We start from the raw sequence: 23,676 nt of genomic DNA, 5'->3' as shown, positions 1-23,676 counted from the left end.
GCGCTCAGCGCGGGCGGGACGGCGGCTTGGGCCGCTGGGCCACCACCACGCTCAGCACGATGGCCTCGTCGCCGCGCTGCACTTGCAGCGGCGCGCGGCTGCCGGGCTTGAGCGCAGCCACCGCATTGAGCAGTTGCGCGGTGTTGGCCACCGGCTGTTCGGCCACGCGGGTGACGACGTCGCCGGGGCGCAGGCCGGCGCTGCTTGCCGGGCCGCCCTGCAGCACGCCGGTGATCAGCACGCCGTCGCGGATCGGCAGCTTGAAGGTCTCGACGATCTCGGGGCTGAGGTCGCGTGGCTCGACGCCGATCCAGCCACGCACCACGGTGCCGTCGCGGATCAAGCCGTCCATCACCTGCCGGGCGGTGGCCGAGGGAATGGCAAAGCCGATGCCCAGGCTGCCGCCCGAGCGCGAGTAGATGGCGGTGTTGATGCCCATCAGATGACCGTTGGCATCGACCAGCGCGCCACCGGAATTGCCGGGGTTGATGGCCGCATCGGTCTGGATGAAGTTCTCGAAGGTGTTGATGCCGAGCTGGCTGCGGCCCAGCGCGCTGACGATGCCCGAGGTCACCGTCTGCCCCACGCCGAAGGGGTTGCCGATGGCCAGCACCGCATCGCCCACTTGCAGCGCGTCGGAGGCGCCGAAGGTGATGGTGGGCAGCTTGTCGATCTCGATCTTCAGCACGGCCAGATCGGTCTCGGGATCGTTGCCGATCACTCGCGCGGCGGTGCGCCGGCCGTCGGAGACGATGACCTCGATCTCGTCGACGCCGTCGATCACGTGGTTGTTGGTCAGCACATAGCCGTCGGCACTGACGATCACGCCCGAGCCGACGCCGCCCTGCGGCTGCGGCTCGCCACGGTCGCCGAAGAAGAAGCGGAACCAGGGGTCGACCGACTGCGGGCCGCGCTGCACGGCCTTGCTGGTGACGACGCTGACCACCGCAGGCGCGGCCTTCTTGGCAGCCGGCGCAAAGCCCAGGCCGGCGGTGCCGGGCACCTGGCTGATCATCACCGGCGCCGGGCTGCCCGAGGGCGCAGGCATCACCGGCACCACGGTGGCCAGGGGCCGGCGGTCCAGCCATTCCGGCTTGAGGGTGGCGACGACGAAGAGCAGGGCCAGGGCGACCGTGACCGCCTGCGAAAATATCAGCCAGGTTTTGCGCATGAAGGAAGCAGGGCAGCCGATGACGACGACGCGTGGGGCGCTGGAGGCTTATGCAGGCCGCCTGCTGGAGATGGATCGGTTCAAGGATTATGGGCCGAACGGTTTGCAGGTCGAGGGCCGGGCGGAGATCCGCCACCTCGTGAGCGGCGTGACCGCCAGCCTGGCCTTCATCGAAGCCGCGATCGCCGACGGCGCCGATGCGCTGCTGGTCCATCACGGCCTGTTCTGGCGCGGCCAGGACGGCCGGCTGACCGGCTGGCTCAAGGCCCGGGTGGCCCGGCTGATCGCGGCCGACCTGAACCTGTTCGCCTACCACCTGCCGCTGGATGCCCACCCCGAGCTAGGCAACAACGCCCAGCTCGGCCAGCGCCTGGGCCTGGCAGTGGCCCGTCGCTTTGGCGAGCAGCAGCTCGGCGCCCTGGCCGAGCCGGCCCAGCCCCTGCCCTTGGCCGAGCTGGTGCAGCGGATTGAGGCCGCGCTGGGCCGCCCTGCCACCGTCGTGACCGGCGATGGTCGGCCGCTGGCGCGCATCGCCTGGTGCACCGGCGGGGCGCAGGGCTGGTTCGAGGCTGCGATCGCGGCCGGCGCGGACGCCTTCCTGACCGGCGAGATCTCCGAGCCCCAGGCCCATCTGGCGCGCGAGACCGGCGTGGCCTTCCTGGCCGCCGGCCACCATGCGACAGAGCGCTACGGCGCGCCGGCCCTGGGCGAGCACCTGGCCGCGCAATTCGGCCTGAGCCACCGCTTCATCGACATCGACAACCCGGCCTGAGCCCCGCATGCCCGCCCCGCTCCCCCTGGCCCTGACGATGGGCGACCCGAACGGCATCGGGCCCGAGATCCTGGTGCGCGCCTTTGCGCAAGGCGATGTGCCCGGCGGCTATGTGCTGGGCGATGCGGCGGTGATGCGCCGCGCCGCCGCCTGGGTGGCCGCGGCCGACAACGCCCGCGACCCGGCCACCCATGCCGCCGTGCTGCCGCTGCCCGTCGCGCTGATCGGCGAGCCGGCCGATGCCCTGGACCTGCCGCCCGGCGTGCTGCCGGTCTGGCCGGTGCCGGGCCTGCCGGCGGGCCTGGCCGCGCAGCCGCCCGGCCGCATCGCGGCCGACGCCGGCCGGGCGGCTGCGGCCTGCATCCGCGCCGGCATCGCCCAGGTGCGCGCCGGGCAGGCCGCCGCCCTGGTGACCGCTCCCATCCACAAGGAAGCCCTGGCCGCGGCCGGCGAGCCCTACCCCGGCCACACCGAGTTGCTGCAAGCCGAGGGCGGCCGGCCGGGCGAGGCGCTGCCGCCGGTGCGGATGATGCTGGCCAACGAGGAGCTGAAGACCGTGCTGGTCAGCATCCATGTCGCGCTGCGCCAGGCGATCGAACAGGTCACGGCGGAGAACGTGCTGGCGACGATCCGCATCGCCCATGCCGCGGCGGCCGGCTGGGGCCAGCCGCGGCCGCGCATCGCGGTGGCCGGCCTGAACCCGCATGCCGGCGAGGGCGGCCTGTTCGGCGACGAGGAGATCCGCCACATCGCGCCGGCCGTGGCCGCCGCGCGGGCCGAGGGCATCGATGCCCAGGGCCCCTTCGCGCCGGACACCGTCTTCATGCGGGCCCGGGCCGGCGAATTCGACCTGGTGATCGCCCAGTACCACGACCAGGGCCTGATCCCGGTGAAGTACCTCGGCGTCGAGCAGGGCGTGAACGTGACCCTGGGCCTGCCCTTCGTGCGGACCAGCCCGGACCATGGCACCGCCTTCGACAAGGCCGGCCTTGGCTGCGCCGACCCGGCCAGCCTGATCGCCGCCGCGCGAATGGCCCGCCGCCTGGCCGGGGCCTGAGCCACGGCCCAAGGCGGCGCGGATTCAGCGCCGGCTCAGCGCGTCGCGGATCTCGCGCAACAGGGCGATGTCCTCGGGCGGCGGCGCCGGCTCGGCCGGCGGGGGCGGCGGCTCGCTGGCCTTCAGGCGGTTGATCTGCTTGACCATCATGAAAATCACGAAAGCCAGGATCAGGAAGTTCAGCGAGACGGTGATGAAGTTGCCATAGGCGAAGACCGCCCCCGCCTTGCGCGCCTCGGCCAGCGGCAGGCCGGGCGCTTGGCCGGCCAGCGCAAGGTAGTAGCTGCTGAAGTCGAGGCCGCCGAAGAGCTGGCTGACCAGGGGCATGATGATGTCGCCCACCATCGAGTCGACGATCTTGCCGAAGGCGCCGCCGATGATCACGCCCACGGCAAGGTCGATCACATTGCCCTTGATCGCGAACTGCTTGAACTCGTCGACAACGCCCATGCCCATCCTCCGGCCCGTCGCCGGGACGGCCCCGGCGGCGCGAGTATTCCGCAGCGCCGGGACGCGTCAAGCAAGCCGCCGCGGCCGATGCCCCAGGGCGGGCAAGCGGCAACCTCGGACATCCGGGGCGCGGCGGTGTGGCTGGTCTAGAATTTCGGGTTGACCCCAATGTCCCGCCTTGCCAACGTTTTTGCCGAGGATCCTCATGAGTGATCAGACCGTCGATCAGGGCAAGCGCACCTGGTTGATCGCATCCACCTGTGCCGGCGTGGCCGGCGGGGCTGCGGTCGCGGTGCCCTTCGTCAGCACCCTGCAACCGTCGGAGCGCGCCCGCGCCGCCGGCGCCCCCATCGAAGTCGACATCTCGGCCCTGAAACCGGGCGAGAAGCTGACCGTGGAATGGCGCGGCAAGCCGGTGTGGATCATCCGCCGCACGCCCGAGCAGCTTGAGTCGCTCAAGGCCACCGAGGCCCTGGTCGCCGACCCGAACTCCGAGCGCAAGGCCGCCGAGGTCACGCCCATGGAGGAGACCCGCAACACCTGGCGCTCGATCAAGCCCGAGGTCTTCGTCGCGGTCGGCATCTGCTCGCACCTGGGTTGCTCGCCGGTGGACCGCTTCACCCCCGGCGCCCAGCCCTCGCTGCCGGCCGACTGGGCCGGCGGCTTCCTCTGCCCCTGCCACGGCTCGACCTTCGACCTGGCCGGCCGGGTCTACAAGAACAAGCCTGCGCCGGACAACCTCGAAGTGCCTCCCTACACTTTCGTCAGCGACACCGTCCTGCGGATCGGTGAAGCCAAGAAGGCCTGAACGCGAGTATCACGAGGCAACCATGGCTGAATTCAAGACCGTCCCGGCGAACGCGCCGGCCGCCCAGAAGCTGATGAACTGGGTGGACAACCGCTTCCCGGCGACCAAGATGTACAAGGAGCACCTCTCCGAGTACTACGCGCCGAAGAACTTCAATTTCTGGTACTTCTTCGGCTCGCTGGCGCTGCTGGTGCTGGTGATCCAGATCGTCACCGGCATCTTCTTGGTGATGCACTACAAGCCGGATGCGGCCCTGGCCTTCGCCTCGGTCGAATACATCATGCGCGACGTGCCCTGGGGCTGGCTGGTGCGCTACATGCACTCGACCGGAGCCTCGGCCTTCTTCGTGGTGGTCTACCTGCACATGTTCCGCGGGCTGATCTACGGCAGCTACCGCCAACCGCGCGAGCTGGTCTGGATCTTCGGCTGCGCAATCTTCCTGTGCCTGATGGCCGAGGCCTTCATGGGCTACCTGCTGCCCTGGGGCCAGATGTCCTACTGGGGTGCGCAGGTGATCGTGAACCTGTTCGCGGCCGTGCCCTTCGTCGGCCCCGACCTGGCCCTGCTGATCCGCGGCGACTATGTGGTGAGCGACGCCACCCTGAACCGCTTCTTCAGCTTCCACGTCATCGCCGTGCCGCTGGTGCTGCTGGGCCTGGTGGTGGCGCACATCATCGCGCTGCACGAAGTCGGCTCGAACAACCCGGACGGCGTCGACATCAAGGCGCACAAGGATGCGACGGGCAAACCCCTGGACGGCATCCCCTTCCATCCCTACTACACGGTGCACGACATCCTGGGGGTCTCGGGCTTCCTGATGATCTTCACGGCCATCGTGTTCTTCGCGCCCGAGTTCGGCGGCTACTTCCTGGAGTTCAACAACTTCATCCCGGCCGACCCGCTCAAGACCCCGGCGCACATCGCCCCGGTCTGGTACTTCACGCCCTATTACTCGATGCTGCGCGCGACGACCGATCCGATGATCGACGTGCTGTGCGTGATCATCGGCCTGAGCGTGGTGCTGAGCCTGCTCAAGGGCGGCTACTCGTCCAAGGGCAAGCTGATGCTGGTGATCGGCGCGCTGGTCGGCGTGGCCCTGCTGAAGACCTTCGAAGCCAAGTTCTGGGGCGTGGTTGTGATGGGTGGCGCGGTCGTCATCCTGTTCTTCCTGCCCTGGCTGGACCGCAGCCCGGTGCGCTCGATCCGCTACCGTCCGGACTGGCACAAGGCGCTCTACGGCATCTTCGTGGTCTTCTTCGTCATCCTCGGCTACCTTGGCATCCAGGCGCCCTCGCCCATGGGCGAGCTGCTCTCGCAGATCGGCACCCTGGTGTACTTCGGCTTCTTCCTGCTGATGCCCTGGTGGACGCGCCTGGGCAACTTCAAGCCGGTGCCCGACCGCGTGGTCTTCGCCGCGCACTGAAGCCTTCCGCCGAGAGAAAACCCTCCATCATGAAGAAGCTCCTTGCCCTCTTCCTGGCGCTGATGGCCACCGTGGGCGGCGCGCGCGCCGCCTCGGAAGGCATCGCCTGGGACACCTTCCCCGAGAAGAAGCTGACCGACCTGGCCGCCCTGCAGCACGGCGCCAAGCTCTTCACCAACTACTGCCTGAACTGCCACGCCGCGGCCTTCATGCGCTACACCCGGCTGCGCGACCTGGGCCTGAGCGATGCGCAGATCAAGGCCAACCTCATGTTCAACACCGACAAGATCGGCGAGACCATGAAGGTGGCCCTGGATGCGAAGGACGCCAAGGACTGGTTCGGTGGCCTGCCGCCCGACCTGACGGTGATCGCCCGCTCGCGTTCCGGCAAGAACGGCACCGGCGCCGACTACCTCTACACCTACCTGCGCACCTACTTCCGCGACGACAGCAAGGCGACCGGCTGGAACAACCTCGCCTACCCCGGCGTGGGCATGCCGCATGTGCTGTGGGAGCTGCAAGGCCAGCGCGCCGCGGTGTACAAGGAAGTCGCGGACGACCATGATCCGGCCGTGAAGCACACGGTCTTCGCCGGCTACGAGCAATTGAGCCCCGGCAAGCTGGGCCCGCAGGCCTACGATGACGCTGTGGCCGACCTGGTCGCCTACATGACCTGGATGGGCGAGCCGGTGGCCCAGCAGCGGGTCCGACTGGGCGTGTGGGTGCTGCTGTTCCTGGCGGTCTTCATGGTCATCGCCTGGCGACTGAATGCCGCCTACTGGAAAGAAGTGAAGTAAGCGTGTGATCTGAACGGGCCGCCGAGGCGGCCCGGGTGAGGGCGGAGCAGGCGTTCGGACGCCTGCTCCGCTTCGTGTTTTCCGAGAGACAGAACGAACAAAGACAGGAGCCCGACGTCATGATGGTCCTTTATTCCGGCACCACCTGCCCCTACTCGCACCGCTGCCGCTTCGTGCTGTTCGAGAAGGGCATGGACTTCGAGGTCCGCGACGTCGACCTGTTCGCGAAGCCGGAAGACATCGCCTTGATGAACCCGTACAACGAGGTGCCCATCCTGGTGGAGCGCGACCTCATCCTGTACGAGTCGCACATCATCAACGAGTACATCGACGAGCGCTTCCCGCACCCGCAGCTCATGCCCGGCGACCCGGTGGCGCGCGCCCGCGTGCGGCTCTTCCTCTTCAACTTCGAGAAGGAGCTGTTCACCCATGTGAATGCGCTCGAAGGCCGGGGCGTGAAGGCGACCGACAAGATGCTGGAGAAGGCGCGCAGCCAGATCCGCGACCGACTGACCCAGCTCGCGCCCATCTTCCTGAAGAACAAGTTCATGCTGGGCGACGACTTCAGCATGCTCGATGTGGCGATCGCGCCGCTGCTGTGGCGCCTGGACTACTACGGCATCGACCTGTCGAAGAATGCGCTGCCGCTGCTGAAGTACGCCGAGCGCATCTTCTCGCGCCCGGCCTACATCGAGGCGCTGACGCCGTCCGAGAAGGTCATGCGCAAGTGATGCGGACTGCCGCGCCACGCCTTCGGGGCGAGGGCGCGGCCCGCGCCACCCCCGCACGGAGAGCCCGCCCATGAACATCCCGCTGCGACCCGAGGGCCCGGGGCAATCCACCCGCCCTTACCTGATCCGCGCCCTGCACGACTGGTGCACGGACAACGGCTACACGCCCTACCTCGCCGTCCATGTCGACGCGACGGTGCAGGTGCCGGCCGAGTTCGTGAAGAACCAGGAAATCGTGCTGAACACCAGCTTCGACGCGACCAGCGGCCTGGAGCTGGGCAACGAGGAGATCCGCTTCAAGGCGCGCTTCGGTGGCGTGCCGCGCGAGATCATCGTGCCGGTCGATCATGTGGTGGCCATCTATGCTCGCGAGAACGGCCAGGGCATGGCCTTTCCCGCGCCCAACGATGTCACCGGCCGGCTGCCGCCCGGCCTGCAAGCCGCCACGCCGCCGCGTGAAGCCGGCCGTTTCGGCCCGGCCAGCGAGGGTGGTCTGCGCCTGGCCCCGGCCCCGGAGAGCAGCTCGACCGAGGATGAGCCCACGCCCGAGCCGCCGCCCGCTCCGGCCGGCGGCAAGGCGCCCCGCCGCCCCGCGCTCAAGCGCATCAAGTGAGGCCATGTGCGGCTTGACGGCCCGGCCCGCGGGCCGGACCCGCTCCTAGAATCCGGGCAGCCGCCGGCTTAGCTCAGTTGGTAGAGCAGCTGTCTTGTAAACAGCAGGTCGTCCGTTCGATTCGGACAGTCGGCACCACCCTTCGCCCCGGTCTCAGGCCAGCAGGCTGCGCAGGGCACCCAGGGTGCCGGCCAGCGCGATCAGCGGCAGCACGCCGATCCATCCCCGGGCCAGCAAGCCGAAGTACAGCAGAGCCAGGGCCGCCGCCACGGCATCGAAGCCCGAGCCGGCCGGCCAGATGACCTGCCGCGCGAAAAACAGCGCCAGGCTCGCAATCACCCCGACCACCGCGGCATGGATGCCGGCCAGCGGCGCGATCACGCCCAGCCGCCCGCGGCTGCGTTCGATGAAGGGCGCGCCGAGGAAGATGAAGACGAAGGACGGCAGGAAGGTGTAAGCCGTGGCCACCGTCGCCGCCAGCAGGCCGGAGAGGAAGAGGGTGTCCGGCCCCAGCAGCTCGCGCCCGGCGCCGGCCAGGAAGCCGATGTAGGCGACCACCATGATCAGCGGGCCGGGGGTCGATTCGCCCAGGGCCAGGCCATCCAGCATCTGCAAGGCCGTCAGCCAGCCGTGCTGCTCGACGGCCCCCTGCACGAGGAAGGGCAGCACCGCATAGGCGCCGCCAAAGCTCAGCAGCGCGGCCTGGGTGAAGAACAGGGCCAACTCGACCAGCAGGCCGTCGGTACCGCCCCACCCGGCCAGCAGCCCCAGGCCGGCCCCACCCAGCGCCAGGCCGCAGGCCAGCACCCCCAGGGCCGCGGACAGGCTGAGCTGCGCATGCCGCGGCGGCGGGCTGTCGTCGTCGATCCAGGCGGGCGGTGCGCCGAGCGCTGCGCCCCCCTCCGCCGCCGATCCGGCGTGCAGGGCCTGCGGTCGCCAGCGCAGGGCCAGGGTGCCAGACGCGGCCGCCCCGGCGACGATCAGCACGAAAGGCAGGCCAGCCAGCTCCAGCGCGAGAAAGGCCGCCACGGCGATGCCGATCCACAGCGGATCGCGCAGGCTGCGACGGCCGATCCGCAGCGCCGCCACCGCCACCAGGGCCACGACCGCCGGCTGGATGCCGGCCAGCACCCCGGCCACCAGGGGCTGGCTGCCGTGACGCAGGTAGATCCAGCTCAGCGCCACCAGCAGCAGCAGCGAAGGCAGCACGAAAAGGCCGCCCGCCAGCAGCCCGCCCCAGCGGCCGTGCATCAGCCAGCCCAGGTAGGTGGCGAGCTGCTGCGCCTCGGGGCCGGGCAGCACCATGCAGTAGTTCAGCGCATGGAAGAAGCGCCGCTCGGAGATCCAGCGCCGCCGCTCGACCAGCTCGGCATGCATCAGCGCGATCTGCCCGGCCGGCCCGCCGAAGCTGATGCAGCCCAGCCGCAGCCAGTAGGCCAGGGCCTGGGGCAGCGGCACGGGGCCGGGCGGGGCGGGGCGGGCCTCGGAAGCCGCCGGATCATGGGGAGGGCGCATGGGTGCAGTGTCCCTGCGGCGGGCCGCCGTCGGGCAAGGTCGGCCGGGCGCGGCGCGTCGGGCGGGCCCTGACAAAATCCGACCATCCCGACCCCGGCAGCCCCGCGCTGCACCCCATGGAAATAGCGTTACTGTTCGGCCTCATCGTCCTGAACGGCCTGTTCGCGATGAGCGAGATCGCCCTGGTGACCGCGCGCCGGGCACGGCTGCAGAAGATGGTGGACGAAGGCGACCGGTCCGCCGCCGCCGCGCTGGAACTGGGCGAGCATCCGACCCGCTTCCTGTCGACCATCCAGATCGGCATCACCTCGATCGGCGTGCTCAACGGCATCGTCGGCGAAGCTGCGCTGGCCGGACCGCTGTCCGACAGTCTGCAAGCCCGTTTCGAGATCGCCGAAGAGACTGCCGACCTGGCCGCCACCGCGACCGTGGTCTTCGCGATCACCTACTTCTCCATCGTGCTCGGCGAGCTGCTGCCCAAGCGCCTGGGCCAGATCAATCCCGAGCCGATCGCCCGCATCGTCGCCCGGCCGATGCTGATGCTGGCCACCCTGGCCAAGCCCTTCGTGCGCCTGCTGACCGGCTCGACCGAGCTGATGATGCGGCTGTTCGGCGTGCGCAACCAGAACAACTCGGCCGTGACCGAGGAAGACATCGAGGCCCTGCTGGCCGAGGGCTCGGACGCCGGCGTGATCGAGCAGCAGGAGCACCAGATGGTGCGCAATGTTTTCCGGCTCGACGAGCGCGAGATCCTGTCGCTGATGGTGCCGCGGGCCGACATCGTCTACCTCGACCTAGCTGAGCCGCTGGAGACCAATCTGCTCAAGCTCGGCAGCGCCGGGCACAGCCGCTTTCCCGTCTGCCGCGGCGGGCTCGACGACATCATCGGCATCGCCAGCGCCAGCAGCCTGCTTGCGCGCAGCCTGCGCGGCGAGCCGCTGGACCTGGCCGGCGACCTGCAAGCCGCCGTCTTCGTGCCCGAGACCCAGAGCGGCATGGAGCTGCTCGACCACTTCCGCTCGGCCGATGTGCACCTGGCCCTGGTGATCGACGAATACGGCGAGGTGCAGGGCCTGGTCACGCTGCAGGATGTGCTGGAAGCCATCACCGGCGAATTCGCGCCCACGCCGGGCGAGGCCGCCTGGGCGGTGCAGCGCGCGGACGGCTCCTGGCTGGTCGACGGCCTGATCCCCGTGCCCGAGCTGAAGGACCGCCTGCTGCTGCGCGAGCTGCCCGAGGAGGACCGCGGCCGTTACAACACCCTGGCCGGGCTGATGATGTTCCTGCTGGGCCGCGTGCCCGCCACCACCGACACCGTGGAGTGGGAAAGCTGGCGCTTCGAGGTCGTCGACATGGACGGCAAGCGCATCGACAAGGTGCTGGCCAGCCCCCTGCCCGGCGCCGAGGCTAGGGACGGCGACGGCTGAAGCCCGCCGGCCCGGGCGGCGCCGGCACCGCCCGGCCGCCGACCCGCACCGCGACCGCGCCCTCGCCCAGGCCGCGCGCCTTGAGCGCGGCGGCCAGGGTCGGCAGCCATTGCCGCAGCTTGGCGGCGGCGGCCGGATTCGGCGCGATCAGCGACCAACTGCCATCGGCCTCCAGCGGCCCGGGTTGCACCCGCTCGGCCAGGGCCGGCGGCAGCAGCGCCCGCACCACCGCGACGCGGGCTTCGGCCGCACGCAGGCGGTTCATCAGGTCCTGCAAGGGGCCCGAGCGGGCCAGGGCCTCGGCCATGGGCAGCGCGGCCGGCACCGCCGGCCCGCCCGAGGCCACCCGGTGCCGCGCCAGCGCCGAGGCGGGCCGCTTGGGGCGGGAAGGGGTCTGCGACATGCTGCGGCGGATCATAAGGCGGCCCCTCCCGCGCGGGCCGGACGGTCAAAAGCCCGGTGCTAGACTGCCGCGCTTTGTCCGCGCCCTGCGGGCCCTTGCCGGGCCGATGCGATGCATGCATGGGATGCGGCGCCCCGTCGCACTCTCGCGGCGGTGGATTTCCGATGCGTTTTCCGACGCCTGCCCCGCATGTTGCCCAAGCTCCTCACTTCGATCTTCGGCAGTCGCAACGACCGCCTGCTCAAGCAGTACCGCAAGGTCGTCGCGCAGATCAATGCGCTTGAGCCGCGCTACGAACCGATGGCCGACGAGGCCCTGCGGGAGGAGATGGCGCGCTTCAAGAGCCGCCATGCCGCGGGTGAGAGCCTGGACGCCCTGCTGCCCGAGGTCTTCGCCCTGGTGCGGGAGGGCAGCAAGCGGGCGCTGAAGATGCGCCATTTCGACGTGCAGATGATCGGCGGTATGGCCCTGCATGCCGGCAAGGTCGCCGAGATGCGCACCGGCGAGGGCAAGACCCTGATGGCGACCCTGCCGGTCGTGCTGAATGCGGTGTCGGGCCAGGGCGTGCATGTCGTCACCGTCAACGATTACCTGGCCCGCCGCGACGCCGAGTGGATGGGCGTGCTCTACAACTTCCTGGGCCTGAGCGTGGGCGTGAACCTCGCGCAGATGACGCGCGAGGAGAAGCAGGCCGCCTACGGCGCCGACATCACCTACGGCACCAACAACGAATACGGCTTCGACTACCTGCGCGACAACATGGTCCACGAGGTGCAGGACCGCGTGCAGCGCGGCCTGAACTTCGCGATCGTCGACGAGGTGGACTCGATCCTGATCGACGAGGCCCGCACCCCGCTGATCATCAGCGGCCAGGCTGAGGACCAGACCAGCCTCTACCTGAAGATCGACGCCGTCATCCCCCAACTCAAGCGCCAGATCGGCGAAGCCGACCCGCGCACCGGCGAGGGCGTGATCGAGGCCGGCGACTTCACCGCCGACGAGAAGACCCACCAGGTCTTCCTGACCGAGGACGGCCACGAGAAGGCCGAGCAACTGCTGCAGCAGGCCGGCCTGCTGCCGGAGGGGGCCAGCCTCTACGACGCGGCCAACATCAGCCTGATGCATCACCTGTATGCCGCGCTGAAGGCCCATCACCTCTTCCACCGCGACCAGCACTATGTCGTGCAGCCCGGCCAGCACGGGCCGGAGGTGGTGATCGTCGACGAGTTCACCGGCCGGCTGATGGCCGGCCGGCGCTGGAGCGACGGCCTGCACCAGGCCGTGGAGGCCAAGGAAGGCGTGGCCATCCAGCCCGAGAACCAGACCCTGGCCTCGATCACCTTCCAGAACTACTTCCGCATGTACGCCAAGCTGGGCGGCATGACGGGCACGGCCGACACCGAGGCCTACGAGTTCCAGGAGATCTACGGCCTGGAGACGGTGGTCATCCCGCCGAACCGGCCGACCGTCCGCAAGGACCAGCTCGACCTCGTCTACAAGACCGACCGCGAGAAGTTCAATGCCGTGGTCGAGGACATCCGCGACTGCCATGCGCGCGGCCAGCCGGTGCTGGTGGGCACGACCTCGGTCGAGAAGTCCGAGCTGATCGCCAAGATGCTGGAAGCGGCGGACCTGCCGCACCAGGTGCTGAACGCCAAGCAGCATGCGCGCGAGGCGGAGATCGTCGCCCAGGCCGGCCGGCCTGGCGTGATCACCATCGCCACCAACATGGCCGGCCGCGGCACCGACATCGTGCTGGGTGGCAATGTCGAGAAGCAGTGCCAGTTCATCGAGGCCGATGCCGCGCTGTCGGAAGCCGACAAGGCCGCCCGCATCCAGCAGCTCAAGGACGAGTGGGTCGCGCTGAATGCTCAGGTCAAGGCCGCGGGCGGCCTGCGCATCGTCGCGACCGAGCGGCACGAGAGCCGCCGCATCGACAACCAGTTGCGCGGCCGTTCGGGCCGCCAGGGCGATCCGGGCGCCTCGCGCTTCTACCTCTCGCTCGAAGACCCGCTGATGCGCATCTTCGCCGGCGACCGGGTCAAGGCCATCATGGATCGGCTGAAGATGCCCGAGGGCGAAGCCATCGAGGCCGGCATCGTCAGCCGCAGCATCGAGGGCGCGCAGCGCAAGGTCGAGGCGCGCAACTTCGACATGCGCAAGCAGTTGCTGGAGTACGACGACGTCGCCAACGACCAGCGCAAGGTCATCTACGCGCAGCGCAACGAGATCCTCGAATCGAGCGACATCGGCGAGCAGATCACCCACCTGCGCCGCGGCGCGCTGACCGATGTGGTGCGGACCTTCGTGCCGGCCGAAAGCGTCGAGGAGCAGTGGGACCTGCCAGGCCTGGAATCCGCCCTGCGCGACGAGTGGCAGCTGCCGGTCGAGCTGGTGAGCTGGGTGGCCGGGGCCGAGGCGGTGACCGACGAGGACATCGTCGAGCGCGTCGTGCAGGCCGGCGATGCTGCCTACGAGGTGAAGGTGGCCCTCGCCGGCCGCGCGCAGTTCGCGCCCTTCGAGCGCAGCGTGCTGCTCCAGTCCCTGGACCAGCACTGGCGCGACCACCTCTCGGCGCTGGACTACCTGCGCCAGGGCATCCACCTGCGCGGCTACGCCCAGAAGAACCCGAAGCAGGAATACAAGCGCGAGGCCTTCGAGCTTTTCTCCAAGCTGCTCGACACCGTGCGCGACCAGACCAGCAAGCTGCTGCTGACCGTCGTCATTGGCAGTCGCGAAGAGGCCGAGCGCGCCACCGAGGCTGTCGAGGCCCGGGCCGAGCAGTTCGCCAACGTGACCTACACCCATCCCAACGAGGACGGTTCGGTCAGCGCCGAGACCGACCCGGCCACCGCCGCGCCGCCCGCCCCGCGCGTCGGCCGCAACGACCCCTGCCCCTGCGGCAGCGGCAAGAAGTACAAGGCCTGTCACGGCAAGCTCGCATGATGCGGGCCCGGCCCCAAGCGGGGCTGGCCGAAGCTTTCGACACCCGGGGCCCCAAGGCCCCGGTTTTCATCGACCCCCTGCGCTTTCTACGGAGCCCGCGATGCCGGTGAACCTGACTGCCCCCCATCCCTCGACCCTGCTGCCGGTGCCCGGCATCGAGATCGGCACGGCGATGGCCGGCATCCGCAAGGCCGGCCGCCGCGACCTGAGCGTCTGGCGCCTGGCCGAAGGCAGCGCGGTGGCCGGCGTCTTCACGCAGAACCGCTTCTGTGCCGCGCCGGTGCAGGTCTGCCGCGAGCATCTGGCCGCCGGCCACGGCGTGCGCGCCCTGCTGATCAACACCGGCAATGCCAATGCGGGCACCGGCGAGGACGGCCTGGTCCGCGCCCGCCAGGGCTGCATCGCGCTGGCCCGCCACCTGAACCTGTCGCCCGAGCAGGTGCTGCCCTTCTCGACCGGCGTGATCATGGAGACCCTGCCGGTCGAGCGCATCGAGGCGGCCCTGCCCGCCGCGCTTGCCGACCTGAAGACCAACCAGTGGGCCACGGCCGCCGAGGCCATCATGACCACCGACACCCTGCCCAAGGCGGCCAGCCGGCAGATCGGCATCGGCGGCCAGCTGGTCACGGTGACCGGCATCGCCAAGGGCGCCGGCATGATCCGGCCGAACATGGCGACCATGCTGGGCTACATCGCGACCGACGCGAACATTGCCCCGCGCCTGATGCAGGAGCTGGTGCGCGAGGCCGCGGACCGCAGCTTCAACCGCATCACCATCGACGGCGACACCTCGACGAACGACAGCTTCCTGCTGATCGCCAGCCGGCAGGCCGCGCACGACGAGATCGACAGCCTGGACAGCCCGGCCGGCCTGGCGCTGCGCGCCGCCGTGATCTCGGTGGCCGAGCAACTGGCCCAGGCCATCGTGCGCGACGGCGAGGGCGCGACCAAGTTCATCACCCTGCGCGTGGAAGGCGGCAAGACCAAGGAAGAGTGCCGGCAGGTGGCCTATGCCATCGCCCACTCGCCGCTGGTCAAGACGGCCTTCTTCGCCAGCGACCCCAACCTGGGCCGCATCCTGGCCGCCGTCGGCTATGCCGGCATTGCCGACCTGGACCAGACCCTGATCGAGCTGTGGCTCGACGAGGTGCATGTGGCCACCCGCGGCGGCCGCCATCCCGACTACCGGGAGGCCGACGGCCAGCGCGTGATGAAGCAGGCCGAGATCACCGTCAAGGTCGACCTGGGCCGCGCCCCGGCCGGCGAGAACCGCCCGCGCGCCACGGTGTGGACCTGCGACCTCTCGCACGACTACGTCACCATCAACGCCGATTACCGGAGCTGAGCCCGGACACCGGTCCGCCCCTGCGGGCGGGCCGGTGCCTGGCGAAGGCCCTTGCGTGTCTCGCACGCAAGGGCAGTCCAAGCAGGGACAGATGTCGGCCCCTGCGGGCCGGCATCTGCCTCGCGAAGGCCTGGACGCGTCTCGCGCGGCCGGGCAGTCCAAGCCCGGACACCGGACCGCCCCTGCGGGCGGGCCGGTGCCTGGCGAAGGCCCTTGCGTGTCTCGCACGCAAGGGCAGTCAGAGCCCGCAGGGCGAAGGCCTGGACGCGTCTCGCGCGGCCGGGCAGTCCAAGCCCATCCCCCGGACCCCAGGGTTTCCCCGGGACTGCGCTAGCATCCCACCCCCGCGCCTACGCTTCTTCGGGGCGCCGGAGTCCATGAACGCACCGCACCCGCTCCACCGTGTGCAGGCCCAGAGCCTCACCGGGACCACCGAGCCGGCTCCGATCGACGCGGCCCACTCGTCGATCCGCCTGCGCGAAATCCCCTACAACTACACCTCGCTGTCCGACCGGGAGATCGTGCTGCGGCTGCTGGGCCCGTCCGCCTGGGAGCAGTTGCTGCTGCTGCGCGGCGAGCGCCAGACCGGCCGCTCGGCCCGCATGCTCTACGAGGTGCTGGGCGACATCTGGGTCGTGCAGCGCAATCCCTATCTGCAGGACGATCTGCTGGGCAGCCCCAAGCGGCGCGGCCTGCTGATCGAGGCCCTGCACCACCGCCTGGCCGAGGTGGAAAAGCGCCGCCAGCCGAAGAACCCCGAGCGGGATGCGATGGTCAGCGCGCTGCTGGCCGCCGCGCGCGCCGCGGTCGACCGCTTTGCCGCGCATTTCGACGAAAGCGCCCTGCTGCGCCGCCGCGCCCTGCGCGTGCTGGGCCGCCACACCGCGCGCGACAACATCAAGTTCGATGCGCTCTCGCGGGTGTCGCACGTGACCGATGCGACCGACTGGCGGGTCGAATACCCCTTCCTGGTGCTGACGCCCGACAGCGAGGCCGAGATGGCCGAACTGGTGGCCGGCTGCACCCTGCTGGGCCTGACCATCGTCCCGCGCGGCGGCGGCACCGGCTACACCGGCGGCGCCGTGCCGCTGAGCTGGAAGAGCGCGGTGATCAACACCGAGAAGCTCGAAGCGATGAGCGAGGTGGAGTGGGTCCGCCTGCCCGGCCTGGACGCGCCGGTGCCGACGGTGGCCAGCGAGGCTGGCGTCGTCACCCAGCGGGTGGCCGATGCGGCCGAGCGCGCCGGCCATGTCTTCGCGGTCGACCCGACCAGCGCCGAGGCCAGTTGCATCGGCGGCAACATCGCCATGAATGCCGGCGGCAAGAAGGCCGTGCTCTGGGGCACCGCGCTGGACAACCTGGCGAGCTGGAAGATGGTGACGCCCGAGGCCACCTGGCTGGAGGTGGTCCGCCTGAACCACAACCTCGGCAAGATCCATGATGTGGAGGTGGCGAGCTTCGAGCTGCGCCACCTGGACAGCGACGGCCGCAGCGTGCTGCGCACCGAGCGCCTGGACATCCCGGGCCGCGTCTTCCGCAAGGAGGGCCTGGGCAAGGACGTGACCGACAAGTTCCTGGCCGGCCTGCCGGGCATCCAGAAGGAAGGCTGCGACGGCCTGATCACCAGCGCGCGCTGGATCGTGCACCGCCTGCCGGCGCATGCTCGCACGGTCTGCCTGGAGTTCTTCGGCAATGCGCGCGATGCCGTGCCGGCCATCGTCGAGATCAAGGACCGGATGGCCGCCCTGGCCCAGCCCGCCGAAGGCCAGGCGCCGGTGCTGCTGGCCGGCCTGGAGCATCTGGACGACCGCTACCTGAAGGCGGTCGGCTACGCGACCAAGAGCCAGCGCGGCGGCGGCAAGCTGCCGAAGATGGTGCTGATCGGCGACCTGGTCGGCGACGACGAGGCCAGCGTGGCGCGCGCCGCCAGCGAGGTGGTGCGCATCGCCAACGCCCGCGGCGGCGAGGGCTTCACCGCCGTCAGCGCCGAGGCGCGCAAGAAGTTCTGGCTGGATCGCAAGCGCACCGCGGCCATCGCCAAGCACACCAATGCCTTCAAGGTGAATGAGGACGTCGTCATCCCGCTGCCGCGGATGGGCGACTACACCAATGGCATCGAGCGGATCAACATCGAGCTGAGCCTGCGCAACAAGCTGGAGCTGGCCGCCCGGCTGGGCGACTTCTTCGCCGCCGGCCAATTGCCGCTGGGCAAGACCGACGATGCCGCCGAGATCGCCAGCGCCGAGCTGCTCGAGGACCGCGCCGCCCGCGCGCTGGCCCTGGTCGCCGGCGTGCAGGCGCAGTGGCAGGCCTGGCTGGACGGCCTGGACCGGCCGGTGGCGGCCCTGCCCGGCGCGCTGCGCATCGAGGCCGAGGGCCTGGTCTGCGAGCATCTGCAGGACGGGCGCCTGCGTGCCTCGTGGAAGACCCAGCTTCTCGCGCCGCTGCAGCAGCTCTTCGCCGGCGCGGCCTTCACGCCGGTGCTGGCGGCCTGCCGCGCGATCCACCAGGAGGTGCTGCGCGGCCGCGTGTGGGTGGCCCTGCACATGCATGCCGGCGACGGCAATGTGCACACCAACATCCCGGTCAACAGCGACCACTACGCCATGCTGCAGACCGCCCATGAGGCGGTGGCCCGCATCATGGCGCTGGCGCGCAGCCTGGGCGGCGTGATCTCGGGCGAGCATGGCATCGGCATCACCAAGCTGGAGTTCCTCAGCGACGAGGAGCTGGCCCCCTTTGCCGAATACAAGCGCCGCGTCGATCCGGAAGGCCGCTTCAACCGCGGCAAGCTGCTGCGCGGCGGCGCCCAGCAGGCGCTGCGGGCCGCCGGCCCGGACGGCGCCGCGGCGGCCGAGCTGCATCCGGCCGACCTGAGCCACGCCTACACGCCGAGCTTCGGCCTGATGGGGCATGAGTCGCTGATCCTGCAGCAAAGCGACATCGGCGCGATTGCCGACAGCGTCAAGGACTGCCTGCGCTGCGGCAAGTGCAAGCCGGTCTGCGCCACCCATGTGCCGCGCGCCAACCTGCTCTACAGCCCGCGCAACAAGATCCTCGCCACCAGCCTGCTGATCGAGGCCTTCCTCTACGAGGAGCAGACCCGCCGCGGCGTCAGCCTCAAGCACTGGCAGGAGTTCGAGGACGTGGCCGACCACTGCACGGTCTGCCACAAGTGCGCCAGCCCCTGCCCGGTGAAGATCGACTTCGGCGATGTGTCGATGGCCATGCGCCACCTGCTGCGCAAGATGGGCAAGAAGAGCTTCCGCCCCGGTAATGCGGCGGCGATGTTCTTCCTGAACGCGCGCAATCCGGAGACGATCAAGCTGGCCCGCAGCGCCATGGTCGGCGTGGGCTTCAAGGTCCAGCGCTTCATGAACGATCTGCTCAAGCCGCTGGCCAAGGCGCAGACTGCCGCGCCGCCGGCCACGCTGGGCGCGGCGCCAATCCGCGAGCAGGTCATCCACTTCATCAACAAGAAGATGCCGGGCGGCCTGCCCAAGAAGACGGCCCGCGCGCTGCTGGATGTGGAGGACCGCAACTACGTGCCGATCCTCCGCGACCCCGCGCGCACCACGGCCGACAGCGAGGCGGTCTTCTACTTCCCGGGCTGCGGCTCGGAGCGCCTGTTCAGCCAGGTCGGCCTGGCCACCCAGGCCATGCTGTGGGAGGCCGGTGTGCAGACCGTGCTGCCGCCGGGCTACTTGTGCTGCGGCTACCCGCAGCGCGGCAGCGGCCAGTTCGAGAAGGCCGACAAGATCATCACCGACAACCGGGTGCTGTTCCACCGCGTGGCCAACACGCTGAACTACCTGGACATCAAGACGGTGGTGGTGAGCTGCGGCACCTGCTACGACCAGTTGCAAGGCTATCGCTTCGAGGACATCTTCCCCGGCTGCCGGATCATCGACATCCACGAGTTCCTGCTGGAAAAGGGCATCACCCTGCCCCAGGCCTCGAGCGGTGCGAACTACCTCTATCACGACCCCTGCCACAGCCCGATGAAGCTGCAAGCGCCGATGAAGACGGTGCAGGCCCTGCTCGGCCCCGAGGTGCAGGCCAGCGAACGCTGCTGCGGCGAGAGCGGCACGCTGGGCGTGACGCGGCCTGACATCGCCACCCAGGTGCGCTTCCGCAAGACCGAGGAGCTGCGCAAGTCCGCCGCCGCGCTGCAAGCCGGCGGCAAGCTGGCCGAGGGCGGCACGGTCAAGGTGCTGACGTCCTGCCCGAGCTGCCTGCAGGGCCTGTCGCGCTACGAGGGCGACCTGAAGGGTGGCGGCGAGGGCAAGGTCAATGGCCTGCTGGAAGCCGACTACATCGTCGTCGAGATGGCCCGCCAGATCCTCGGCGAGCAGTGGCTGCCCGACTACGTGCGTCGCGCCAATGCGGGCGGCATCGAGCGGGTGCTGCTGTGAACGCCGCCGCTGCCACGCCCTGCGAGCTCTGCGCCGGGGACGGCGGCGCGCTGGTCTGGCGCAATGAGGAGCTGCGCGTGATCCAGGCCGCGGAGCCGGAGGTCCCGGCCTTCTACCGCGTGGTCTGGAACGCGCATGTCGCCGAGATGAGCGAGCTGGACGCCGGCCAGCAGGCCCGGCTGATGGCCGCGGTGCTGAGTGTCGAGCAGGTGCTGCGCGAGCTGCTGGTACCGGCCAAGATCAACCTGGCCAGCCTGGGCAACATGGTGCCGCACCTGCACTGGCATGTGATCGCCCGCGACCATGCGGACAGCCGCTGGCCGGCGCCGATCTGGGCCCCGGCGCAACGCAGCGTCGACCCGGCCCGGCAAGCGGCCTGGGCCGCGGCGCAGCCCGCCGTGTGGCACCGGATCCGTGAACGGCTCGCCCCCTGACGGTGCACGAAGCCGTGGAGCCGTCATGGCGGCTGGCTACACTAAGCGGCTTGTCGGACCTGCATCTGGCCCGATCCCTGCAACGTTGAATGGTGTGGCCCCGAGCCGACACGAACCATGGCTGGCCTTCAAGACGACACCCCCATTCCGACCGCGCTGACCGTGCATCAGCAGTCACGCGTGCTGGAGATCGGCTATGCAGACGGCCGGAGCTACCGGCTTCCTTTTGAATTCCTGCGGGTGCTTTCTCCCTCGGCCGAGGTGCAAGGCCACGGTCCCGGGCAGGAAACCCTTCAAACCGGCAAGCGCGAGGTGGGCATCGTCGAGATTGAGGCGGTCGGCCATTACGCGATTCAACCCACTTTTTCCGACGGTCACAGCTCGGGCCTTTATGCCTGGGATTACCTGCACCACCTGGCCTGCAACCAGGATGCGCTGTGGCAGGCCCATCTGGAGCGCCTGGCCGCCGCCGGCCTGGACCGCGATGCGCCGATGAAGGACGCGGCCAGCGCCTCCGGCGGGGGCTGCGGCAGCGGCGCGTGCAGCCACTGAGCCCGGCCCTTCCGCCATGACAGAACAGACGCACTTCGGTTTCCAGACGGTCGAGGCCCGCGAGAAGGCCCAGCGGGTACGCGGCGTCTTCGACTCGGTCGCGCGCAAGTACGACCTGATGAACGACTTGATGTCGCTCGGCCTGCACCGGGTCTGGAAGGCCTACACCCTGGCGGTGGCGCGGGTCCGGCCCGGAGACCGGGTGCTGGACCTGGCCGGCGGCACCGGCGACCTGGCCGAGGGCTTCGCCCGCCGCGTCGGCCCCGAGGGCACCGTCGTCCACACCGACATCAATGCCGCCATGCTCGGCTGCGGTCGCGACCGGCTGCACGATGCCGGGACGGTGCTGCCCACCACGCTCTGCGACGCCGAGCAACTGCCCTTCCGCGAAGGCAGCTTCGATGTCGTCAGCGTCGCCTTCGGCCTGCGCAACATGACCGACAAGGCGCGTGCCCTGGCCGAAATGCACCGCGTGCTCAAGCCCGGCGGTCGCCTGCTGGTGCTGGAGTTTTCGAAAGTCGCCAAGCCGCTGGAAACGCCCTACGACTGGTATTCCTTCAAGGTCCTGCCGCGCCTGGGTCAATTTGTGGCGGGCGATGCCGATAGCTACCGATACCTCGCTGAATCGATCCGCATGCATCCCGGGCAAGCGGAACTCAAGGCCATGATGAAGACCGCAGGCTTCGGTCACGTCGACGTACACAACCTCAGTGGGGGGGTGGTGGCGCTGCATGTTGGTCTACGCTGCGGCGCCGGTCCGGCCAGTGCCTGACGTGGGACGGAATCCGGCGGGCCGTGGTCTGGCCGGCGTCCACCCTGAGCCCGCGCTGGCCGCGATCCTGTTTGCCCCACTCCTTCAAACCCCATCCTGGACCTGTGCGATGAGCCCCATGCCCCGAGCCCGTACCGCCAACTTCCGCCTGCGCGCCCACCTGGGTGTCCTCGCCAGCGCCCTCTTGCTGGCCGCCTGCGGGGGCGCAGAGGACAAGGACAAGCCGGCGTCCCAGATCGCGGCCCGGGTGAACAAGGAAGAGATCTCGGTCCACCAGATCAACTTCATGCTCCAGCGCCAGCAGAACCTGAAGCCCGAGCAGATGGAGTCGGCCAGCCGGCTCGTCCTGGATCGGCTGGTCGACCAGGAGCTGACCGTCCAGAAGGCCATCGAGCAGAAGATGGACCGCGACCCGGCCGTGGTGCAGGCGCTCGACGCGGCCCGGCGGGAGATCATCTCCCGCGCCTACATCGACCGCATCGGCAACGGTGTCAGCCCGCCCAGCGCGGCCGAAATCACCGCCTACTACGAGAAGAACCCGGCCCTGTTCAGCGAGCGCCGCATCTTCCAGTTGCAGGAGTTCCTGGTCGAGGGTCCCGCCGAGGCCCTGACGGCCCTGCAAGCCCAACTGGCCAAAGCCAAGGATCCGACCCAGATCGCCAAGATCCTCAGCGAAAGCGGCCAGAAGGTGCGCGCCTCGCAGGCCGTGCGTTCGGCCGAGCAGATTCCGCTGGCCTCGATCGGCCGCTTCGCCAAGATGCGTGACGGCGAGGTGATGCTCAACCTCAGCGGCACCAATCTGCAGGTCATCTACCTGGCCTCGTCACGCAACGCGCCGGTCACCGAGGCGCAGGCCCGCCCCGCGATCGAGCGCTTCCTGATCAACGAACGCAAGCGCGAGCTGATCACCAAGGACCTCAAGGGCCTGAGGGATGTCGGCAAGGTGGAGTACCTGGGCAAGTTCGCCGACATGAAGGACGCACGGCCGAGCGGCGGCCCGGAAGCTGCTTCTGCCAACGCGCTTGACCTGCCGACACCGCCCGCTGCCGAACAACAAGCGCCGGCCCCCGCGCCTGCGCCCACCCCGGCACCGGCGTCCGCCGCCGATGCCACCAGCAATGACATGCTCGACCGCGGTGTCCGCGGCCTGAAGTGAGTTTCCGAAGCCGGAGTTTTTGATGCACGTCTTTCCTTTCCTCCGCACCCTGGCCACGGGCAGCGTCATTGCCGTGGCCCTGCTGGCGCAACCCCTGCACGCCCAGGCTCAGGCCCCGGTGGCCCAGGCTGCCTCGGCGGCCGACCGCAGCGAATACGTCATCGGCCCGGGTGACGTGATCAAGGTGACGGTCTTCCAGAACCCGGACCTGGGCCTGGAGGCTCGGGTCAACGAGAACGGCACCATCCGCTTTCCGCTGATCGGCAGCGTGCGCATCGGCGGCCTGTCGGTATCGAATGCCGAGAAGGCGATTGCCGACGGCCTGCGTTTGGGCGACTTCGTCAAGGAGCCGCAGGTCACGGTGCTGCTGGCCCAGATCCGCGCGAACCTGGTGGCCGTGCTCGGCCAGGTCGGCAAGCCCGGCCGCTATCCGCTCGAAGTGGGTGGCACCAAGCTGATGGAAGTGCTGGCCCAGGCCGGTGGCGTGGCCCCGACGGGCTCGGACACCCTGGTGCTGTCCGGTGTTCGCGAAGGCAAGCCTTTCCGCAAGGAAATCGACATGCCCGCCGTGCTCGGCCCGACCCAGGACACGACGGCCGACATCGAGCTCCAGAACGGCGACGTGCTCTTCGTCGACCGCGCGCCGCAGATTTACATCTACGGCCAGATCCAGAAACCCGGCGTCATGCGACTCGAGCGCAACATGACGCTGATGCAGGCCCTGGCAGCCGGCGGTGGCCTGACCCCGCGCGGCACCGAGAAGGGCCTGCGTGTCAACCGCCGCAAGGCCGACGGCAAGATTGAAGTGCTCGAACCCGGCATGAACGATCTGCTTCGCCCGGACGACATCATTTATGTGCGCGAGTCGATCTTCTGATTGAGCAGGACC

Annotated in this window: 20 protein-coding genes and 1 tRNA gene; 17 read left to right on the top strand and 4 right to left on the bottom strand. The window is 69.6% G+C overall.

Annotated features, from left to right (window positions below; genetic code table 11):
* Positions 1-4: 4 nt before the first annotated feature.
* A complete protein-coding gene (locus JI742_RS03975) occupies positions 5-1,171 on the bottom strand; it encodes a S1C family serine protease (RefSeq protein WP_201824166.1) in 1,167 nt (388 codons plus the stop codon).
* Between the two features lie 19 nt (positions 1,172-1,190).
* On the opposite strand from JI742_RS03975, the gene JI742_RS03970 reads away from it, so the two are divergent.
* Complete coding sequence (locus JI742_RS03970; protein ID WP_201824165.1) at positions 1,191-1,943, top strand: Nif3-like dinuclear metal center hexameric protein; 753 nt, start codon at positions 1,191-1,193, stop codon at positions 1,941-1,943.
* 7 nt (positions 1,944-1,950) lie between these two features.
* Positions 1,951-3,000, top strand: coding sequence for a 4-hydroxythreonine-4-phosphate dehydrogenase PdxA (gene pdxA / locus JI742_RS03965; protein ID WP_236676769.1), 1,050 nt, complete (start codon positions 1,951-1,953; stop codon positions 2,998-3,000).
* Positions 3,001-3,024: 24 nt separating this feature from the next.
* On the opposite strand, the gene mscL is transcribed toward pdxA, so the two are convergent.
* Positions 3,025-3,450 (bottom strand): large conductance mechanosensitive channel protein MscL, encoded by a 426-nt coding sequence (mscL, locus tag JI742_RS03960; protein WP_201824164.1) that lies wholly within the window; start codon positions 3,448-3,450, stop codon positions 3,025-3,027.
* Positions 3,451-3,655: 205 nt separating this feature from the next.
* On the opposite strand from mscL, the gene petA reads away from it, so the two are divergent.
* From petA to JI742_RS03930, 6 genes are all read left to right on the top strand, one after another.
* A complete protein-coding gene (gene petA / locus JI742_RS03955; protein WP_201824163.1) occupies positions 3,656-4,258 on the top strand; it encodes a ubiquinol-cytochrome c reductase iron-sulfur subunit in 603 nt (200 codons plus the stop codon).
* A 22-nt stretch (positions 4,259-4,280) separates the two neighbouring features.
* Positions 4,281-5,681, top strand: coding sequence for a cytochrome b (locus JI742_RS03950; protein ID WP_201824162.1), 1,401 nt, complete (start codon positions 4,281-4,283; stop codon positions 5,679-5,681).
* Positions 5,682-5,710: 29 nt separating this feature from the next.
* A complete protein-coding gene (locus tag JI742_RS03945; protein ID WP_201824160.1) occupies positions 5,711-6,478 on the top strand; it encodes a cytochrome c1 in 768 nt (255 codons plus the stop codon).
* 119 nt (positions 6,479-6,597) lie between these two features.
* Complete coding sequence (locus tag JI742_RS03940) at positions 6,598-7,209, top strand: glutathione S-transferase N-terminal domain-containing protein (RefSeq protein ID WP_182664587.1); 612 nt, start codon at positions 6,598-6,600, stop codon at positions 7,207-7,209.
* Positions 7,210-7,279: 70 nt separating this feature from the next.
* The gene (locus JI742_RS03935; protein ID WP_201824158.1) at positions 7,280-7,822 is read left to right on the top strand and encodes a ClpXP protease specificity-enhancing factor; all 543 of its coding nucleotides are present in this window, start codon (positions 7,280-7,282) and stop codon (positions 7,820-7,822) included.
* A gap of 62 nt (positions 7,823-7,884) precedes the next feature.
* Positions 7,885-7,960 (top strand) — tRNA-Thr (locus tag JI742_RS03930).
* Positions 7,961-7,975: 15 nt separating this feature from the next.
* Here JI742_RS03930 and chrA read toward each other — a convergent pair.
* A complete protein-coding gene (gene chrA / locus JI742_RS03925) occupies positions 7,976-9,337 on the bottom strand; it encodes a chromate efflux transporter (protein WP_201824156.1) in 1,362 nt (453 codons plus the stop codon).
* A gap of 116 nt (positions 9,338-9,453) precedes the next feature.
* Between chrA and JI742_RS03920 the strand changes: the two genes are divergently transcribed.
* Positions 9,454-10,764 carry a hemolysin family protein gene (locus tag JI742_RS03920; protein ID WP_201824154.1) on the top strand — a complete coding sequence of 437 codons (1,311 nt, stop codon included), beginning with the start codon at positions 9,454-9,456 and terminating at the stop codon, positions 10,762-10,764.
* Here JI742_RS03920 and JI742_RS03915 read toward each other — a convergent pair.
* The gene (locus JI742_RS03915; protein ID WP_236676768.1) at positions 10,745-11,167 is read right to left on the bottom strand and encodes a flagellar hook-length control protein FliK; all 423 of its coding nucleotides are present in this window, start codon (positions 11,165-11,167) and stop codon (positions 10,745-10,747) included. The two genes, JI742_RS03920 and JI742_RS03915, sit on opposite strands and share 20 nt — an antisense overlap.
* A gap of 189 nt (positions 11,168-11,356) precedes the next feature.
* On the opposite strand from JI742_RS03915, the gene secA reads away from it, so the two are divergent.
* The 8 genes from secA to epsE all read left to right on the top strand — a co-directional run bounded on the left by secA (position 11,357) and on the right by epsE (position 23,664).
* The gene (secA, locus tag JI742_RS03910; protein WP_201824152.1) at positions 11,357-14,113 is read left to right on the top strand and encodes a preprotein translocase subunit SecA; all 2,757 of its coding nucleotides are present in this window, start codon (positions 11,357-11,359) and stop codon (positions 14,111-14,113) included.
* Positions 14,114-14,213: 100 nt separating this feature from the next.
* On the top strand, positions 14,214-15,458 hold the full coding sequence (argJ, locus tag JI742_RS03905) for a bifunctional glutamate N-acetyltransferase/amino-acid acetyltransferase ArgJ (RefSeq protein ID WP_201824150.1): 1,245 nt from the start codon (positions 14,214-14,216) through the stop codon (positions 15,456-15,458).
* Between the two features lie 377 nt (positions 15,459-15,835).
* Positions 15,836-19,873, top strand: a complete 4,038-nt coding sequence (locus JI742_RS03900) for a DUF3683 domain-containing protein (RefSeq protein WP_201824148.1) — start codon at positions 15,836-15,838, stop codon at positions 19,871-19,873.
* Positions 19,870-20,307 (top strand): HIT family protein, encoded by a 438-nt coding sequence (locus tag JI742_RS03895; RefSeq protein WP_201824146.1) that lies wholly within the window; start codon positions 19,870-19,872, stop codon positions 20,305-20,307. Before JI742_RS03900 ends, JI742_RS03895 begins: the two co-directional genes overlap by 4 nt.
* 117 nt (positions 20,308-20,424) lie before the next feature.
* Entirely contained in the window at positions 20,425-20,859 is a 435-nt protein-coding gene (locus JI742_RS03890) for a gamma-butyrobetaine hydroxylase family protein (protein ID WP_201824144.1), read from the top strand.
* A gap of 16 nt (positions 20,860-20,875) precedes the next feature.
* Positions 20,876-21,631, top strand: a complete 756-nt coding sequence (gene ubiE / locus JI742_RS03885) for a bifunctional demethylmenaquinone methyltransferase/2-methoxy-6-polyprenyl-1,4-benzoquinol methylase UbiE (protein WP_201824142.1) — start codon at positions 20,876-20,878, stop codon at positions 21,629-21,631.
* A 118-nt stretch (positions 21,632-21,749) separates the two neighbouring features.
* Entirely contained in the window at positions 21,750-22,787 is a 1,038-nt protein-coding gene (locus tag JI742_RS03880) for an EpsD family peptidyl-prolyl cis-trans isomerase (protein WP_236676767.1), read from the top strand.
* Positions 22,788-22,809: 22 nt separating this feature from the next.
* Positions 22,810-23,664, top strand: a complete 855-nt coding sequence (gene epsE / locus JI742_RS03875) for a polysaccharide export protein EpsE (protein WP_201824138.1) — start codon at positions 22,810-22,812, stop codon at positions 23,662-23,664.
* Positions 23,665-23,676 lie beyond the last annotated feature (12 nt).

This window comes from Piscinibacter lacus (genome assembly GCF_016735685.1).
Lineage (GTDB): Bacteria > Pseudomonadota > Gammaproteobacteria > Burkholderiales > Burkholderiaceae_C > Aquariibacter > Aquariibacter lacus.
This window is presented reverse-complemented; position numbering and strand designations above follow the sequence as displayed.

What these genes read in the sequence shown, in the direction of transcription:
- JI742_RS03975 (WP_201824166.1), bottom strand. Translation starts at nt 1,171, where the DNA reads ATGCGCAAAACCTGGCTGATATTTTCGCAGGCGGTCACGGTCGCCCTG.
- JI742_RS03970 (WP_201824165.1), top strand. Translation starts at nt 1,191, where the DNA reads ATGACGACGACGCGTGGGGCGCTGGAGGCTTATGCAGGCCGCCTGCTG.
- pdxA (WP_236676769.1), top strand. Translation starts at nt 1,951, where the DNA reads ATGCCCGCCCCGCTCCCCCTGGCCCTGACGATGGGCGACCCGAACGGC.
- mscL (WP_201824164.1), bottom strand. Translation starts at nt 3,450, where the DNA reads ATGGGCGTTGTCGACGAGTTCAAGCAGTTCGCGATCAAGGGCAATGTG.
- petA (WP_201824163.1), top strand. Translation starts at nt 3,656, where the DNA reads ATGAGTGATCAGACCGTCGATCAGGGCAAGCGCACCTGGTTGATCGCA.
- JI742_RS03950 (WP_201824162.1), top strand. Translation starts at nt 4,281, where the DNA reads ATGGCTGAATTCAAGACCGTCCCGGCGAACGCGCCGGCCGCCCAGAAG.
- JI742_RS03945 (WP_201824160.1), top strand. Translation starts at nt 5,711, where the DNA reads ATGAAGAAGCTCCTTGCCCTCTTCCTGGCGCTGATGGCCACCGTGGGC.
- JI742_RS03940 (WP_182664587.1), top strand. Translation starts at nt 6,598, where the DNA reads ATGATGGTCCTTTATTCCGGCACCACCTGCCCCTACTCGCACCGCTGC.
- JI742_RS03935 (WP_201824158.1), top strand. Translation starts at nt 7,280, where the DNA reads ATGAACATCCCGCTGCGACCCGAGGGCCCGGGGCAATCCACCCGCCCT.
- chrA (WP_201824156.1), bottom strand. Translation starts at nt 9,337, where the DNA reads ATGCGCCCTCCCCATGATCCGGCGGCTTCCGAGGCCCGCCCCGCCCCG.
- JI742_RS03920 (WP_201824154.1), top strand. Translation starts at nt 9,454, where the DNA reads ATGGAAATAGCGTTACTGTTCGGCCTCATCGTCCTGAACGGCCTGTTC.
- JI742_RS03915 (WP_236676768.1), bottom strand. Translation starts at nt 11,167, where the DNA reads ATGTCGCAGACCCCTTCCCGCCCCAAGCGGCCCGCCTCGGCGCTGGCG.
- secA (WP_201824152.1), top strand. Translation starts at nt 11,357, where the DNA reads ATGTTGCCCAAGCTCCTCACTTCGATCTTCGGCAGTCGCAACGACCGC.
- argJ (WP_201824150.1), top strand. Translation starts at nt 14,214, where the DNA reads ATGCCGGTGAACCTGACTGCCCCCCATCCCTCGACCCTGCTGCCGGTG.
- JI742_RS03900 (WP_201824148.1), top strand. Translation starts at nt 15,836, where the DNA reads ATGAACGCACCGCACCCGCTCCACCGTGTGCAGGCCCAGAGCCTCACC.
- JI742_RS03890 (WP_201824144.1), top strand. Translation starts at nt 20,425, where the DNA reads ATGGCTGGCCTTCAAGACGACACCCCCATTCCGACCGCGCTGACCGTG.
- ubiE (WP_201824142.1), top strand. Translation starts at nt 20,876, where the DNA reads ATGACAGAACAGACGCACTTCGGTTTCCAGACGGTCGAGGCCCGCGAG.
- JI742_RS03880 (WP_236676767.1), top strand. Translation starts at nt 21,750, where the DNA reads ATGCCCCGAGCCCGTACCGCCAACTTCCGCCTGCGCGCCCACCTGGGT.
- epsE (WP_201824138.1), top strand. Translation starts at nt 22,810, where the DNA reads ATGCACGTCTTTCCTTTCCTCCGCACCCTGGCCACGGGCAGCGTCATT.